At 74.3% G+C, this 17,767-nt stretch carries 2 protein-coding genes (1 of these 2 cut by a window edge); both read right to left on the bottom strand.

The window, feature by feature from the left end; genetic code table 11:
* Positions 1–18: 18 nt before the first annotated feature.
* Entirely contained in the window at positions 19–7,188 is a 7,170-nt protein-coding gene (locus IE118_RS10070; protein ID WP_189557414.1) for a non-ribosomal peptide synthetase, read from the bottom strand.
* Positions 7,188–17,767, bottom strand: partial view of a non-ribosomal peptide synthase/polyketide synthase gene (locus tag IE118_RS10065; RefSeq protein WP_189557413.1) — the 3' portion only. Its footprint extends 9,883 nt past the window's final position; 10,580 of the gene's 20,463 nt are visible here — the last part of the coding sequence; the start codon falls outside the window, past its right edge — the gene reads right to left on this strand; its stop codon occupies positions 7,188–7,190. The genes IE118_RS10070 and IE118_RS10065 overlap by 1 nt, the downstream gene beginning before the upstream one ends.

Raw genomic sequence — 17,767 nt, 5'->3', positions numbered from 1 at the left:
TCCGTCACTCCGACGGGGTCACAGCCGTTCGGCAAGGAAGCGCCCGATGCGGGCCATATGACGGGCGTCCGCCATCAGATTTCCGTGTGTCGATTCTATAGGGCACACATCGATCGATCCGCGGACGAAGGGTTGCCACAAGTTGACATTCAGACGGGTTGACCGATCGGCTTCCGACTTCTTCTCGGCGGAGACGAAAACGAGGTCCCCGTCGAAGACCTCCGGCTCGAAGCGGCGCATGAGCCGGACATTGTTCACATAGACGTCCTTCAGCGCCAGGATGTCCTGGGCCTCCAGGTGCCGGAGGTTCTGGTCCCCGCTCTGCAGGAACTCGCGGAACCGCAGCAGCACCGCCTTCTGGTCTGCTATGAGCTCGTCCATGTCGAAGGTGAAGCCCATCGCCCGCAGGTTGTGGGCGACGACCTCGTGCTCCACCGGGTCACCGGTGACGGCGTTCTCGCCCGCCGGATAGGCGTCGAGCACGGCGAGCAGCCCCACCCGCTCCCCCTCCGCCTGGAGCCGGGTGGCCAGCGCGTGCGCGACGAGACCGCCGAACGACCAGCCCGCCAGCCGGTACGGCCCCTCGGGCTGCACCGCCCGGATCCGGTCGAGATAGTCCCGGGTCATCTCCGCCATGGAGGCCGGCAGGGCGCCCGAGCCGTCGAGCCCGCTGGCCTGGACGCCGTACACCGGCACGTCGGGGCCGAGGTGGCGGACCAGGCCGGCGTAGCACCAGGAGAAGCCGCCGCCGGGGTGCAGGAAGAAGACGGGCGCGGCCGTGCCGCGGGCGCGCAGCGGCAGCAGGTCCCGGGTGGCGCGCCGCCCCCGTTCCGTGTCCGCCCCGCCGTCCGCGAGCGTCCGGGCGAGGCCGGCGGGGGTGGGGGCGTCGAAGACCGCGCGGACGGGCAGGTCGGCGGCGAGTTCCTCCCGCACCCGGCCGACGAGCCGGGCGGCGAGGAAGGAGTGGCCGCCCAGTTCGAAGAAGTCGTCGTCCGCGCCGACCTGTTCGGCTCCGAGGACCTCCGCGAACAGGGCGCACACCGCGTGTTCCTCGGGGGTGTTCGCGGGCCGCGAGCGGGTGTCGTTGCTCTGGTCGGGGACCGGGAGGGCGGAGCGGTCGAGCTTGCCGTTGGGGGTCAGCGGCAGCGCGTCCAGCACGACGAACGCGGCCGGGACCATGTGGTCGGGCAGCCGGCGCGCCAGGTGCTCACGCAGGTCGGTCCGGTGCGGCCGGGCGCCGTCCACGGCCACCACGTACCCGGTCAGCCGCCGGTCGCCGGGCCGGTCCTCGCGGACCACGACGGCGGCCTGGGCGACCCCGGGCGCCGAGGTGAGCGCGGCCTCGACCTCGCCGGGTTCGACGCGGAAGCCCCGGATCTTGACCTGCGCGTCGGCCCGGCCCAGATAGACGAGCTGTCCGTCGCGGGTCCAGCGGGCGAGGTCGCCGGTGCGGTACATCCGGGTGCCCGCCGGTCCGTACGGGTCGGCGACGAACCGCTCCGCGGTGCGGTCGGGCCGGTGCGCGTAGCCGCGGGCCAGGGCGGCCCCGGCGATGTACAGCTCTCCCGGGACGCCGGGCGGGACCGGGGTGAGCGAGGCGTCGAGCAGCCGGACGGCGGTGTTGTCGACCGGCCGGCCGATGGGCGGCGCGGTGGGCGCCCAGTCGGCGGGGTCCGGGGCGAGCCGGGCGGCGGTGACGACGTGCGTCTCGGCGGGCCCGTAGTGGTTGTGCAGACGGCGGGGGCGGGCCGCGCAGAAGGCGCGGATGGCGCCGTGCGGGGTGAGGGCCTCGCCGGCCTGCACCAGGTCGGTCAGTTCGGGCAGGGCGAGCCCCTGTGCGGTGGCCGCCTCGCACACCGCGTCGATGACCAGATTGGGCGCGTACAGCTCGTGGATCCCCCGGTCCCCGAGCCACCGGGCGAGCCGGGACGGGTCGCGGCGGACGTCCTCGGGGCAGACGACGAGTGTCCTGCCGGTCAGCAGCGCGGAGAGCATCTCCTGCACGGACACGTCGAAGCTGACGGCGGTGAACTGGGCGACCCGGCGGCCGGGTCCGCCCGGCAGCTCCCGCTCGTGCCAGTCGAGCAGGTTCAGCAGGGCGCCGGAGGGCATGACGACGCCCTTGGGGCGGCCGGTGGAGCCCGAGGTGTAGATGACGTACGCGGGATGGTCCGGGTGGTGCGCGGGGGCGGGGGTGCCGGGGCGGGCGGGGGCGTCCCGGACGGCGGGGTCGTCGACCCGCACGGTGCGGGGCGCGGTGTCCGCGGGCAGCAGGCCGGCGACGTCGCCGGTGGTCAGGACCAGCCGCGGCCGGGCGTCGTCGAGCATGGCGGCGACGCGGTCCGCCGGGTAGGCGGGGTCCACGGGCAGGTAGCCGGCGCCCGCCTTGAAGGTGGCGACGAGCGCGGTGACCAGCTCGGCGGAGCGGTGCATGGCCACGGCGACGAGGTCCTCCGGGCCCACCCCCCGGTCGGTGAGCAGCCGGGCGAGCCGGTCCGCCCGGGCGTCCAGCTCCCGGTAGCTCAGCCGGCCGCCGGGGGTGTCCACGGCGGTGGCGTCCGGGGTGCGGGCGGCGGCCTCGGCGAACCGGGCGGCGAGACCCCGCTCCCGATCGCGGGGCCGCTCGGGTCCGGTGCCGTCGGCCAGCACCCGCCGCCGTTCGGCGTCGTCGAGCAGGGGCAGGTCACCGAGCCGGCGCTGCGGGTCCGCCGTCGCCGCGTCCAGGAGCCGCAGCAGCCGGTCGACGAAGCCGCGCGCGGTGCCGGGGTCGAACAGGTCGGTGCTGAACTCCAGTCCGGCGCCGAGCCCGGCGGGCCCGCCGTCGGCGGTGTGCCGCTCGGCGAAGGAGAACAGCAGGTCGAACTTGGCCGAGCCGGTGCCGGACGGCAGCGGGTCGGCGGTGAGGCCGGGCAGCCGCAGTCCGTCGGCGGTGCCGGTCCGCTGGTCGGTGTTGTTGAAGGTGAGCATGGTCTGGAACAGCGGGTGGCGGGACTGGGACCTGCGGGGGTTCAGCGCCTCCACCAGCCGCTCGAACGGCAGGTCCTGGTGGGCGTAGGCGGCCAGGTCGGTCTCCCGGACGCGGGCGAGGAGGTCCTTGAACGTGGGATCGCCGGAGGTGTCGGTGCGCAGGACCAGGGTGTTGACGAAGAAGCCGACCAGGTCGTCGAGGGCGTCGTCGGTGCGGCCGGCGATGGGGGAACCGAGCGGGATGTCGGTGCCCGCGCCGAGCCGGGTGAGCAGGGCGGCCACGGCGGCCTGGAGCACCATGAACGGGCTGGCCTGGGTGGCCCGGGCGAGGCCCCGGACGCGTGCGTAGAGCGCTTCGGGGACCTCGTAGAGCACCCGGTCGCCGCGGTGGGTGGCGACGGCCGGGCGGGGCCGGTCGGTGGGCAGCGGCAGTTCGTCCGGCAGCCCGGCCAGGGCCCGCTTCCAGTGGGCGAGCTGGCGGGCGAGGGCGCTGCCGGGGTCGTCCTCGGTGCCGAGCGTCTCACGCTGCCACAGGCTGTAGTCGGCGTACTGGACGGGCAGTTCGGTCCAGGCGGGGGCGGTCCCCTCGTGCCGCGCGGTGTACGCGGTGACCAGGTCGCGGGCGAGCAGCGGCACGGACCAGCCGTCACCGGCGATGTGGTGCACCACCAGCAGCAGCACGTGTTCCTCGGCGCCGGTGCCGAACAGCCAGGCGCGCAGCGGCAGTTCCCGGTCGAGGGCGAAGGGGTGCGCGGCCGCGCCGGCGATCCGCCCGGCGAGCCCGTCGGCCGGTACACCGGGGACGTGCGTCAGTTCGGGCCGGGCGGCGTCGCCGTGCCGCAGCACCTGGTAGGGGCCCTCGGCGTCCTCGGCGAAGACGGTGCGCAGCGACTCGTGCCGCTCGGCGACGTCGGCGAGGGCGGCCCGCAGGGCGTCCTGGTCCAGGGCCCCGGTGAGCCGCAGCGCGAAGGGGATGTTGTAGGTGGCGCCCGGCCCTTCGAGCCGGTGCAGGAACCACAGCCGCCGCTGGGCGAACGACGCCGGGACCCGGGTGGGCCGGGGGCGGGTCCGCTCCAGCGCCGGGCGGGCGGCGGCCCCCGCGGCGGTGAGGGCCCGGGCGAGCGCCGCCGGGGTGGGGTTCTGGAAGACCTGCCGCACGGCGATCTCCGCGCCGAGCACCGAGCGGACCCGGCCCGCCAGCCGGGTCGCGAGCAGGGAGTGCCCGCCCAGGTCGAAGAAGTCGTCGTCGATGCCCACCTGCGGCACGCCGAGGAGTTCGGCGAACAGGCCGCACAGGATGTCCTCCTGCGGGCTGCGGGGCGCCCGCCGGGCCCCGGTGGCGGCGGTCGCCGGTTCGACGGTGGGCAGGGCGCGGCGGTCGACCTTGCCGTTGGCGGTCAGCGGCAGCGCGTCCAGGGTGAGGAATGCGCCGGGCACCATGTAGTCGGGCAGTTCGGCGGCGACGTGCGCGCGCAGCTCGGCCGGCGACGGGTCGCCACCGCGCTCGGCGACCAGGCAGGCGACCAGCCGCTTGTCTCCGGGGCGGGGCTCCTGGACGGTGACCACGGCCTGCGCGACCAGCGGGTGCCGGCCCAGCACGGCCTCGATCTCGCCGAGTTCGATGCGGAAGCCGCGCAGCTTGACCTGTTCGTCGGCGCGCCCGAGGTATTCGAGGGTGCCGCCGGGCGTCCAGCGCACCAGGTCGCCGGTGCGGTACATGCGGGCACCGGGCGGGCCGGACGGATCGGCGACGAAGCGTTCCGCCGTCGGTGCGGGCCGCCGCCAGTAGCCGCGGGCCAGGCCCGCGCCGGCGATGTACAGCTCTCCCGCCGTGCCCGCGGGCACGGGCCGCAGTCCGGCGTCGAGGACGAGCAGGCGGGTGTTGTCCAGGGGGGTGCCGATGGGCACGGCGGCCGGGACGGGACCGCCGGCGGGCAGCCGGTGCCGTACCGCGAACGTGGTCGTCTCGGTGGGCCCGTACCCGTCGACGACGGTGGTGGCGGGGCAGGCGGCCATGACGCGGCGCACGGACGCGGCGGGCACCACGTCGCCGCCGGTCCACACCTCCCGCACCCCGTCCAGCGCCTCGGGTGCCTCGTCGGCGACGAGCTGGAAGAGGCCGGAGGTCAGCCACATCCCGGTGATGCGGTGCTCGGCGACGAGCTTGCCGAGGATTTCGGTGTCGAGCTCGCCGGGCGGGGCGACCACGGCGGTGCCGCCGGACAGCAGCGGCACCCACAGCTCGTAGGTGGAGGCGTCGAAGGCGTGCGGGGAGTGGACCAGGACCCGCCGGTGGGCGTCCCCGGCGAAGGACCGGTCGTGGGCGAGTTCCAGCACGTCCCGGTGGGTGACGGCGACCCCCTTGGGGGTGCCGGTGGAGCCGGAGGTGTGCATCACGTAGGCGAGCCGGTCCGCGGTGATGTGCCGGGGCGGCGGGGGCGGGCCGGGGTCCGGCGCCGTCGGGCCGTCGTCGACGGTCAGGTGCGGCACGCCGAGTTCCGCGGCCCGCTCGGTGTGCTCCCGGTCGGCCAGGGTGAGGCGGACCTCGGCGAGGGCGGCGACCCGGCGCAGCCGGTCGGCCGGGTCGCCCTGCCGCAGCGGCACGTAGGCGCCGCCCGCCTTCAGCACGGCGAGCACGGCCACGACCAGTTCGGCCGAGCGGTCCATGAGCAGCGCCACCGGTGTCTCGGCCGTCACGCCCCGGGCGGCCAGGCGTGCGGCCAGCGCGTCGGAGCGGGCGTCGAGGGTGGCGTAGTCGTAGGCGACGGGTCCGCACCGCACGGCGACGTCGCGCGGGGTGCGCCGCGCCTGGGCACGGAACGCCTCGGGCAGGCCGGTGTCCGGTACGGGCGTCCGCGCGCCGGTGCCGAGGGCCAGCACGGCCCGGCGCTCGGTGCCGGCCAGCAGGTCGAGGCGGGCCAGGGGGCGGCCGGGGTCGTCGGCGACCGAGCGCAGCACCCGGACGAGCCGGTCGAGGACGCCGCGGGCCGTCTCCTCGGGCACCAGGTCGGGCTGGTGGTCCAGGCGCAGCCGCAGTCCGCCGCGGCCGACGGCGACCAGGGCGAGCGGGTAGTGGGTGGCGTCGCGGCTGCGGCTGCCGGTGACGGCGACCCCGCGGATGCCGCCGGGCCGGTCGTTCTCGGCGCCGATGTCCAGCGGGTAGTTCTCGAACACCATGGTGGTGTCGAAGAGTTCACCGGATCCGGCGAGGCGCTGCACGTCGGCCAGGCCGATGTGCTGGTAGGGCTGGAGCCGGGTCTGTTCGTCCTGCACCCGGCGGACGGTGTCCACCAGGGGCTCCTCGGGGCGCAGCCGCACCCGTACCGGCAGGGTGTTGATGAACAGGCCGACCATGGTCTCGATGCCGGGGATCTCCGGCGGCCGGCCGGAGACGGTGGTGCCGAAGACCACGTCGTCCCGGCCGGTCAGCCCGCTCAGGACGACCGCCCAGGCGCCCTGGACGAGCGAGTTGAGGGTGAGGGCCCGCTCGCGGGCGAGACCGCTGAGCGCCTCGTAGGTGGCGGTGTCGAGCTCGGTCTCGAGCCGGCCGGGCACGACCGGGGGCCGCTGCCCCGCCTGCGGGGCGACGAGGGTGGGCCCGTCGAACCCGGACAGGGTGTCCCGCCAGGCGGCGAGCGCCGACTCCCGGTCCTGCCCGGCGAGCCACTGGAGGTAGTCACGGAAGGGCCGCACCCGGGGCAGTCCGCCGTCGTCGCCGCCCGAGGCGTACAGGGCGAGCAGTTCGCGCACGAACATGGGCCGCGACCAGCCGTCCAGCAGGATGTGGTGGTTCGTCAGCACGAACCGGTGCCGCTCCTCCCCGAGGCGGATCAGGGTGAACCGCATCAGTGGCGGTTTCCCCAGGTCGAAGCGGCGGGTGCGGTCCTCCTCCACGGCCCGGTCCGCGGCGGCCGCCCGCTCCCCTTCGGGCAGCCCGGTCAGGTCCAGTTCCTCCCACGGCAGCCGCACCTCGCGCGGCACGATCTGCACCGGGCGCTGCAGTCCGGCGTAGCGGAAGCCCGCGCGCAGGTTGCCGTGCCGCCGCAGCAGGGCGTGGCAGGCGGCCCGCAGCGCCTGCGGGTCGAGGTCGCCTTCCAGGTCGATGGCCTGCTGGACGAGGTACACGTCCGGCGCCGCCTCGTCGTACACGCTGTGGAACAGCAGGCCCTCCTGGAGGGGGGCCAGGGGCAGGATGTCCTGAAGTCCGGAACGCGACGCCATCACTCGGTCCTCCACTCGTCTTCCAGCAACTCGATCTCGTCCTGGCTCAGCAGGCTCAGGGACACGTCGGAGACGGTCAGTCCGCCCGCGTCGGGTCGTTCGGCGTGCTCGGTCAGCGCCCGCAGGGCCTGGAACCACAGGTCGGCCAGCTCCCGCACCGCCTCCCGGTCGAGGACGTCGCCCGCCCAGGTCCAGGTGGCGGCCAGTTCGGGCCCGGCGGGCCCGTCGTTGGTGCGGGCGTTCAGCTCCAGTGGGTGGGCGAGCGGCACCCTGGGGTCGGTGCCGCCGACGCCGGCCGCGGTGGACAGCACGGTCCAGTCCGGGACGGTGACGCTGCCCGCGTCCCGGGTGCCGGCGGTGGTGAAGCGGCCCAGGTAGTTGAAGGCCACCTGCGGTTGCGGCAGCCCGGCGAAACCGGGGGACGTGTCCGGGTTGAGGTGCCGCACCAGGCCGTATCCCATGCCCTTGTCGGGCACCGCCCGCAGCTGCTCCTTGACCTCCTTCAGGGCCGCGCCGGCGGCGGGGCCGCCCGCGAACGCGCCGGCCAGGTCGGCGGTCGCCGGGTCCAGGCGCACCGGGTACAGGCTGGTGAACCAGCCGACGGTGCGGGACAGGTCCGCCCCGCCGACGGTCTCCTCCTCGCGCCCGTGTCCCTCCAGGTCGATCAGCGCCGTCCCGGACGCGCTGCCCCGCCACCGCGCCCAGGCCAGCGCGAACGCGGTCAGCAGCACGTCGTTGACCTCCGCCCGGAACGCCGCGGGCACCCGGGTCAGCACCTGTTCGGTCACCTCGACCGGCAGGGTCAGGGTGAGGTGCTCGGCCGTCGCGTAGGTGTCCCGCGCCGGATCGAGGGCACGCCGCCCGATGCGCGGGTCGCCGGGCCGCAGCACCCGCTGCCACCAGCCGGCCTCGGCCGCCCGGGCGGGCCGTGCGGCCTCCTCGGCCAGCCGCTGCGACCAGCGCCGCAGCGAGGTGCCGACCGGCTGGAGTCCCGCGGCGCGCCCGCCGCTCACCGCCCGGTACGCCTCCGCCAGGTCGGGCACGAGGATCCGCCAGGACACCCCGTCGACGACCAGGTGGTGGACGAGCAGCAGCAGCAGTCCGGGCAGGTCGCGGCCCCGGTCGAACCAGACGGCCTGGACGACACCGCCGGACGCCAGGTCGAGCCGCTCGCGGGCGGCCCGGGTCTCGCGGGCCACCAGGTCCCGCTGCGCCTCCTCGCCGAGCCCGGCCGCGTCCACCCGGCGCAGCAGCCCGTCGACGTCCACCGACCCGGGCTCCCGGATCTCCAGGATCCGCCCGGGCGCCGGGGTGAGCCGGGCCCGCAGGGCGTCGTGGTGGTCGGTCAGCGCGGCGAGCGCGGTCCGCAGGTGCTCGTACCGCAGTCCCGCCGGGACCTGCACGAGCCGGGACTGGTTGTACTGGTCGGCGGGGCCGCCGCGCTCCAGGAACCAGTGCATGATCGGCGTCAGCGGCACCTCGCCGACCCCGGCGCCGGGCTCCTCGGCCGGGGCGGCACCGGTCTCCGTGACCACGTCGGCCAGCGCGGCCACCGTCCGGTGCTCGAAGACGTCCCGCACCGTCAGTTCGAGGCCGGCCCGGCGGGCCCGGCTGACCAGCTGGATCGACATGATGCTGTCGCCGCCGAGGTCGAAGAAGCTGTCGTCGATGCCCGCCTCGTCCAGGCCGAGCACGTCGGCGAAGAGCGCGCACAGCGTCTTCTCCCGCTCGGTGCGCGGCCCGCGGCGGCCGGTGCCGTCCCGGTCCGCGCCGTAGTCGGGGGCGGGCAGCGCCCGGCGGTCGAGCTTGCCGTTCAGGGTGAGCGGCAGCGCGTCGAGGACGACCACCGCCGACGGCACCATGTAGTCGGGCAGTGCCGCCGCGACCCGCTCGCGCAGCACGTCCGGTACGGCCGCGGCGGCGGCCTCGACGACGTACGCCACCAGGCGCTTGTCGCCCGGCCGGTCCTCGCGCACGATCACCGCCGCCTGGGCGACCTCCTCGCCCGCCGTCAGCACCGCCTCGATCTCGCCGGGCTCGATCCGGAAGCCGCGCAGCTTCACCTGGTCGTCGACCCGGCCGAGGAACTCCAGCCGCCCGTCGGGGAGCCGGCGCACCACGTCACCGGTGCGGTACATCCGCTCGCCGCCGCCCGTGAACGGGTCGGCCACGAACCGCTGCGCGGTCAGCCCGGCCCGGTCCAGGTAGCCGCGGGCCACACCGGCGCCGCCGATGTACAGCTCGCCCGCGACGCCCGCCGGCACCGGCCGCAGCCGGGTGTCGAGCACGTGCAGCCGGGTGTTCCACAGCGGCCCGCCGATCGGCACGACCGCCTCGGGCACCTCCCGCGGCGAGCGCAGCGGGTTGACGGAGGAGAACACCGTGGTCTCGGTCGGCCCGTACTCGTTGGCGACGACGGTGCCGGGGCAGACCTCCAGGACGCGCCGCACCGCCGCCGGCGACACCACGTCGCCGCCGGCCCAGATCTCCCGCACCCCGCGGAAGCACTCGGGCCGCTCCTCTGCCAGCACCCGGAACAGCCCGGCGCTGACGAAGAGCCCGGTCACGCCGCCCTCCGCGATCGCCGTCGCCAGGTCGGAGGCGTCGAGCCGCCCGGCCGGTGCGACGACGACGGCGCCGCCGGTCAGCAGCGGCGTCCACATCTCGAAGGTGGACGCGTCGAACGCGTACGGCGAGTGCATCAGGACGCGCTCGTGGTTGCCGCCGTGCCAGTACCGGTCCGCCGCGAGGTGCACCACGTTGTGGTGGGTGTTTCCGACGCCCTTCGGCAGGCCCGTCGAGCCCGAGGTGTACATGACGTAGGCGAGTTGCTCCGCGTCGGTGGCCACGCCGGGGTCGCCGGCGGGCTCCGCCGACAGGTCGATCCCGCCCCCGGGCCCGACCCGCAGCACCGGCACGTCCACGGCGAAGCCGACGGCGTCCGGTGCCCGGTCGGTGAGCAGGGCCACCGCGCCGGTGTCGCGCAGGATGAACTCGGAGCGCGCCGCCGGCTGGTGCGGGTCGATCGGCACGTACGCGCCGCCCGCCTTGAGCACGGCCAGCGTCGACACGACCAGCTCCGCCGAACGCTCCTGGAGGACGGCCACCCGCGTCTCGGCACCGACACCCCGGCCGACGAGGTGGTGGGCGAGCCGGTTGGCCCGCTCGTCCAGCTCCCGGTACGTGAGCGTGCCCCCGGCTCCGGTCAGCGCGACGGCGTCCGGCCGCGCGGCCGCCCGCTCCGCGAACAGCACGTGCACCGGCGTGCGGTCCCGGTGGTCCACGGCCGTGTCGTTCCACTCGGCCAGGAGCCGCCGCTCGTCGGCACCGAGGATCTCCACCTCGCCGACCCGGCCCCGCGGGTCGTCGGCGAGCGCGCACAGGACGCGCACGAAACGGTCGGCGATGCCCTGCGCGGTCGCACGGTCGAACAGGTCGGTGCTGTAGTCCAGCGCGCAGCTCATGGCCGCCGCCGCACCACCGTGCTCGACGATCTCGAAGGACAGGTCGAACTTCGCCGACGGGGCGCCCAGCGGACGCCCGGCGACCGAGAGCCCCTCGGGACCGCCCGGCTCCACCCCGGCCGCGCCCGGCCGGGCGGCGGCGTCACGGGCGCCGTTGTCGAAGCTGAGCATGGTCTGGAAGAGGGGGTGCCGGGCGAGGGAACGCTCCGGGTTGACCGCCTCCACCAGCCGCTCGAACGGCAGGTCCTGGTGCGCGTACGCCTCCAGGTCCGCGATCCGCACCCGCTCGATCAGCTCGGCGAACGTGGGGTCGCCGGACGTGTCGGTGCGCAGGACGAGGGTGTTGACGAAGAAGCCGACCAGACCGTCCAGGGCGTCGTCGGTACGGCCGGCGATCGGCGTGCCGAGGGGGATGTCGCTGCCCGCGCCCAGCCGGGACAGCAGACCCGCGAGCGCCGCCTGGAGCACCATGAACACGCTGGCCCGGTGCTCGCGGGCGACCTCGGTCAGCCGCTCGTGCAGGTGGTCGGGGAAGGAGAAGTCGATCCGGTCGCCCGCGTAGCCGGCGGTGGCCGGACGCGGACGGTCGAAGGGCAGCGCCAGTTCCTCCGGCAGGTCCGCCAGCGTCCGCTTCCAGTAGCCGAGCTGGCGGGAGATCTCGCTGTCCGGGTCGTCGTCCGAGCCCAGCAGGTCGCGCTGCCACAGGCTGTAGTCGGCGTACTGCACCGGCAGCGGCTCCCACACCGGCTCCGCGCCGCCCACCGTCCGCGCCGTGTACGCGGCCGTCAGGTCGCGCACCAGGATGCCGCGCGACCAGGCGTCACCGGCGATGTGGTGGGTGAGCAGCAGCAGCGCACTGCGGTCCTGCGCGCCGTCCGCGGCCCGGGTGTCCGGGGTGTCCCGCCCGTCGCGTCCCGCCGCCGCGGGCAGCCGGAACAGCGACACCCGCAGAGGGATCTCACGACCGAGGTCGAAGACGTAGCCCGCCGCGCGCCGCATCATCCGGTCGGCGGCCGCCTCGTCGTCGACGTGCTCCACGACCAGCGGCACCCGCACCTGCTCCGGCTCCAGCACCACCTGGTACGCGGCACCGCCGGCGTCCTCCGCGAACACGGTCCGCAGGCTCTCGTGCCGGGCGACGACGTCCGCGAGCGCCAGCCGCAGCGCCTCCTCGTCGACCGGGCCGGTCAGGGTCAGCGACACCGGCATGTTGTAGGCGTCGCTCGGGCCCTCCAGGTGCTGGAGGAACCACAGCCGCTGCTGGGCGTGCGACAACGGCACCCGGGCCGGCCGGTCCGCCCGCACCACCCGGCCGCGCGCTCCGGCGGACTGGTCGAGGACGGTGGTGAGTTCGGCGACCGTGGCCGCTTCGAAGACCTGGCGGACGGCGAGTTCGGCGTCCAGCACGCTGCGGACGCGGCTGACCAGCTTGGTGGCGAGCAGGGAATGCCCGCCGAGTTGGAAGAAGTCGTCGTCGATGGAGACGGTGTCCAGGCCGAGCACTTCGGCGAAGAGGCCGCAGAGGATCTCCTCGCGCGGGGAGCGCGGGGCGCGGCCGCCGGGGGTGTCGAGGCCGTGGTCCGGGGCGGGCAGCGCCCGCCGGTTCAGCTTGCCGTTCGGGGTGAGCGGCATCGCGTCGAGGGTGACGAAGGCGGACGGGACCATATAGCCGGGCAGCCGGGCGGCAGCCAGTTCGCGCAACTCGGCGGCCTGGGGCCGGGCACCCGCGGTGCCGACGACATACGCCGCGAGGCGCTTGTCGCCGGGACGGTCCTCACGGACGATCACCGCGGCCTGCGCCACCTGCGCGTGTGCGGAGAGGACGGCTTCGATCTCGCCCAGCTCGATGCGGAAGCCGCGCAGCTTGACCTGGTCGTCGACCCGGGACAGGTACTCCAGCTCCCCGTCCTTGGTCCACCGGGCCAGGTCACCCGTGCGGTACATCCGGGAACCGGCCGGACCGTAGGGGTCGGCGACGAACCGCTCCGAGGTCAGTGCGTACCGGCCGTGGTAGCCGCGCACCACACCGTCACCGGCGATGTAGAGCTCTCCGGGGACGCCGGGCGGTACCGGGCGCAGACCGGCGTCGAGGACGTACACCTGCGTGTTGGCGATCGGCCGGCCGATACGCGGCGAACGGGCCGCATCCCCGGTCACGTCCCAGGCCGTGGACCAGATGGTCGTCTCGGTCGGGCCGTACAGGTTCGTGACCGACACGGCGTGTTCGGCCAGTGCCACCGCCAAGTCCGCCGGCAGGGCCTCCCCGCCGATCAGCACCCGCAGCCGCTCCACCACCGCCGGGTCCTGAGCCAGCACCGCCCGCCACAGGCTCGGTGTCGCCTGCATCACCGACGCGTCCGTCTCCAGGGCGAGCTGGCAGAGTGCGGCCGGGTCGCGTACGACGTCGCGGGCGGCCATCACCACCGCCGCACCGCTGAGCAGCGGCACGAACAGCTCCAGACCGGCGATGTCGAACCCGACCGTGGTCACCGCCAGCAGACGGTCCTCCGCGCCCAGGGCGAACCGGTCCGCCATCGACACCAGGAAGTTGACCAACGGCCCCTGCGGAACCACCACACCCTTCGGCAGCCCCGTCGAACCCGACGTGTAGATCACGTACGCCGAGCGATGGAGGTCGGTTCCGGCATGCACCGGCCCGGCCGCGGGGAGGTCCCTGAGGTCGTCCAGGAGCAGGCGGGGCTGGTCGAACTCGGGCAGCTCGGAGAGGAGTCCGGTGGTGGTGAGGACGAGGGCGGGCTGGGCGTCGTCCAGCATGTACGCCAGCCGGTCGGCCGGGTACTCCGTGTCCAGCGGCAGATACGCCGCCCCCGCCTTCCACACCGCCAGCAACGCCACCACCAGGTCCGCCGACCGCGGCAACGCCACCGCCACGAACCGCTCGGGCGCCACCCCACGCTCCACCAGCAGCCGCGCCAACCCCTCCGCCCGCGCGTCCAGCTCCGCGTACGTCAAGGACTCCGCACCGGCGATCACCGCGAGTGCGTCCGGCGACTCGGCCACCCGCTCCGCGAACAGCTCCACCACCGAACGAGCCGGCATCTCGCACACCGTGTCGTTCCACCCCGACACCACCAGACCCGACTCCACCTCGTCGAGGAGGTGTGCCCGGTCCAGGGGCGCGGCGGGGTCGTCGACCATGGCCCGGAGAACGCGCAGGTAGCGGCGGCCCAGGGCCTCGACGGTGTCCTGGTCGAACAGGTCCGTGCTGTATTCCAATACGCCGTGCAGGGAACCGGACGTGGCCTCCTGCTCGGCAAAGGCGAAGGACAGGTCGAACTTGCCCACACCCGTCTCGGCGACGGCACGGGACACCTCGAGCCCCGGCAGCCCCGACGCGGCCCGGTCGACGGCCGCGGAGTCCGTGTTGTTGAACGCCAGCAGCACCTGGAACAGCGGGTGCCGGGCCATCGAACGCTCCGGGTTGAGCACCTCCACCAGCCGCTCGAACGGCAGGTCCTGGTGCGCGTAGGCGGCCAGGTTCTGCGACCGCACCCGCTCGACCAGTTCCCGGGCGGAGGGCCGGCCGGAGGTGTCGGTGCGCAGCACCAGCGTGTTGATGAACACGCCGACCAGGTCGTCCAGAGCCTCGTCGGTACGGCCGGCGATCGGCGTGCCGAGGGGGATGTCCGTGCCCGCGCCGAGCTTGGTCAGCAGGGCGGCGAGACCGGCCTGGAGCACCATGAAGGGGCTCGCCTGGGAAGCACGGGCCAGTGCCACCACCCGCTGGTACAGCTCCGCGGGGACCTCGAACGGGATCCGGTCACCGCGGTAGGAGGCGACCGCGGGGCGCGGCCGGTCGTACGGCAGCTCCAACTGGTCGGGCAGCTCGGCCAGGGCCTCCGTCCAGTAGCCGAGCTGCCGGGAGATCTCGCTGCCCGGGTCGTCCTCGGAGCCGAGCACCTCCCGCTGCCACAGGCTGTAGTCCGCGTACTGCACCGGCAGCGGCTCCCACACCGGCGCCCCGCCCGCGACCCGCGCGGCATAGGCCGCCGTGAGGTCACGGGCCAGGGGGGTGCGGGACCAGGCGTCGCTCACGATGTGGTGCAGGAGGAGCAGCAGCACGTGCTCGTCGTCCCCCAGCGCGAACAGCGTCGCGCGCAGCGGCAGTTCGCCGGACTCGGCCGACAGGTCGAAGCCCCGGCGCGCCGCCTCGTGGAGGCGCTCCTCGACCTCGTCCCGCGTGACGGCGACGACCGCCAGTTCGGGCCGTGCCTCGTCCACCGGCCGGACGACCTGGTAGGCGCCCGCGGTGTCCTCCGCGAACACCGTGCGCAGGCTCTCGTGCCGGGCGACGACGTCCGCGAGCGCCAGCCGCAGCGCCTCCCGGTCCAGCGGACCGGACAGCCGCAGCGCGACCGGGATGTTGTAGGTGGCGCTGGGACCCTCGAACTGGTTCAGGAACCACAGCCGCTGCTGCGCGTACGACAGCGGGACCCGGTCCGGCCGCGGCACCGCCGCGGTCAGTGCGGCACGGTGGCCGCCGTCCACCTCGTCGATCGCGGCCGACAGGCCGGCGACACTCGGCGTGTCGAAGAGCTGCCGTACGGCCATCTCCACACCGAGTGAGCCGCGGATGCGGCTGACCAGGCGGGTGGCGAGGAGGGAGTGCCCGCCGAGACGGAAGAAGTCGTCGTCGATCGAGACGGCGTCCACACCGAGGATCTCGGCGAAGAGACCACAGAGGATCTCCTCGCGGGCCGTACGGGGAGCGCGGCCGGTCTCGCTCTCCGGACCGTAGTCGGGGGCGGGCAGGGCGCGGCGGTCCAGCTTGCCGTTCGTCGTCAGCGGCAGTGCGTCGAGGGCGACGAAGGCCGAGGGAACCATGTACTCGGGAAGGCGGGCGGCGACGTACTCGCGCAGGCCCTCGACCGAGCCGACGACGTAGGCGACCAGACGCTGGTCACCAGGGCGGTCCTCACGGACGACCACGGCGGCACGGAAGACGTCCGGGTGACCGGCGATGACCGCCTGGATCTCGCCCAGCTCGATCCGGAAGCCCCGCAGTTTGACCTGGTCGTCGACCCGGCCCGCGTAGACGAGTTGACCGTCGGCGTTCCAGCGGGCCATGTCACCCGTGCGGTACATCCGCGCGCCGGCCGGACCGTAGGGGTCGGCGGTGAAGCGCTCCGCCGTCAGATCCGGACGCTCGAAATAACCACGCGCCAGGACCACACCACCGATATACAACTCACCCGCCACACCCGGAGGAACCGGCCGCAGCCGCTCATCCAGCACATAGGCGCGGGTGTTCCAGAAGGGTCGCCCGATCGGCACCGGGCCAGACGCGACACCCTGACCGGGCTCGATCCGGAAGTCCGTGCAGTTCACCGTCGCTTCCGTGGGTCCGTAAGCGTTGATCACGGTCACGTCCGGGTGAGCCGCACGCCACGTCTCCAGCGCCTCACCGACCAGCGCCTCACCACCGGTGACCAGCGTCCCCGACGGCGACACACCCTCCGGCAGCGCCTGAAGAAGACCCAGGTGGGACGGCGTGACCTTCATGAACGACGGCCGGCCCCACGCACCCGCCCGCTCATCCAGCTCCGCCAGCACCACACGCCCACCCGACACCAACGGGCTGTAAAGCGCTGTCACCGTCAGGTCGAAGGCGACGGACGAATGCAGCAACGCCGTCCCGGCCGCGTCCCCGTACACCTCACGAGCCCGCTCCAGATACGCCCCGACCGAACGGTGTTCGACCACCACACCCTTCGGACGGCCCGTCGACCCCGACGTGAAGATCACATACGCCGGATGCGACAAGTCCAGGCGGTCCATCCGGACTTCGTCCGTGACCGGGCCGCCGGAGAAGCCATCGGACTCGGTCAGCCTTCCGGGGTCGTCGATCATCAGCACCGGGCGCGCGTCGCCCAGGATCTGGTTCACCCGCTCCGCCGGATAGTCGACGTCGATCGGCACATACGCGCCGCCGGCCTTCACTACCGCCAGCAGCGCCACCACCAGCTCCACCGACCGCGGCAGCATCACGCCCACGAACGACTCCGCGCGCACCCCGCGGGCGATCAGCCAGCGCGCCACCCGGTTCGACCACGCGTCCAGCTCCGCATACGACAGCGACCGCTCACCCGCGACCACCGCCACCGCGTCCGGAGTCCGCGCCGCCTGCTCACCGAACAACACCGGCAACGACACACCACGCACCTCACGCGCCACGCCGTTCCACTCACCCAGCACCTGCTCCCGCTCACCCGGAGCCAGCACCTCCACCGCACCCACCCGCACACCCGGGTCCTCCACGAGGGCGACCAGCACACGGACGAACCGCTCGGCGATGCCCCACGCGGTCTCGCGGTCGAACAGGTCGGTGCTGAAGTCCAGGGCGCCTCCGCTCTCCGAGAGACGGAACGAGAGATCGAACTTGGCGGAGCCGGCTTCCACAGCCCGGCCCGTCACCTGGAGGCCGGGCAGGGAGGCGACGGCCGAAGCGGCGCCCTGCTCGGTGTTGTTGAGGACGAGCATGGTCTGGAAGAGGGGGTGCCGGGCGAGGGAACGCTCCGGGTTGACCGCCTCCACCAGCCGCTCGAACGGCAGGTCCTGGTGCGCGTACGCCTCCAGGTCCGCCACCCGCACCCGCTCGATCAGCTCCGCGAACGTCGGATCACCCGACACGTCCGTCCGCAGCACCAGCGTGTTGACGAAGAAACCCACCAGATCGTCCAGCGCATCGTCCGTACGACCCGCGATCGGCGTACCCAACGGGATGTCGCTGCCCGCACCCAACCGCGACAGCAGACCCGCCAACCCCGCCTGAAGCACCATGAAGACGCTGGCCCGGTGCTCGCGGGCGACCTCGGTCAGCCGCTCGTGCAGGTGGTCGGGGAAGGAAAACGTGACCCGGTCGCCCGCGTAGGTGGCGGTGGCCGGGCGCGGACGGTCGAAGGGCAGCGCCAGTTCCTGCGGCAGCCCGGCCAGGGCCTGGGTCCAGTAGCCGAGCTGGCGGGAGATCTCGCTGTCCGGGTCGTCCTCCGAGCCCAGCAGCTCGCGCTGCCACAGGCTGTAGTCGGCGTACTGCACCGGCAGCGGCTCCGTCACCGGTGCCCGGCCGGCGATACGTGCCGCGTAGGCCGCCGACA

This window comes from Streptomyces pilosus (assembly GCF_014649835.1).
Classification (GTDB): domain Bacteria; phylum Actinomycetota; class Actinomycetes; order Streptomycetales; family Streptomycetaceae; genus Streptomyces; species Streptomyces pilosus.
The sequence above is the reverse complement of the archived record's forward strand: the minus strand, read 5'-3'. Positions and strand labels throughout refer to the sequence as shown.

Excerpts from the sequence above, each read along its gene's own strand:
- IE118_RS10070 (WP_189557414.1), bottom strand. The coding sequence starts at position 7,188 with ATGGCGTCGCGTTCCGGACTTCAGGACATCCTGCCCCTGGCCCCCCTC.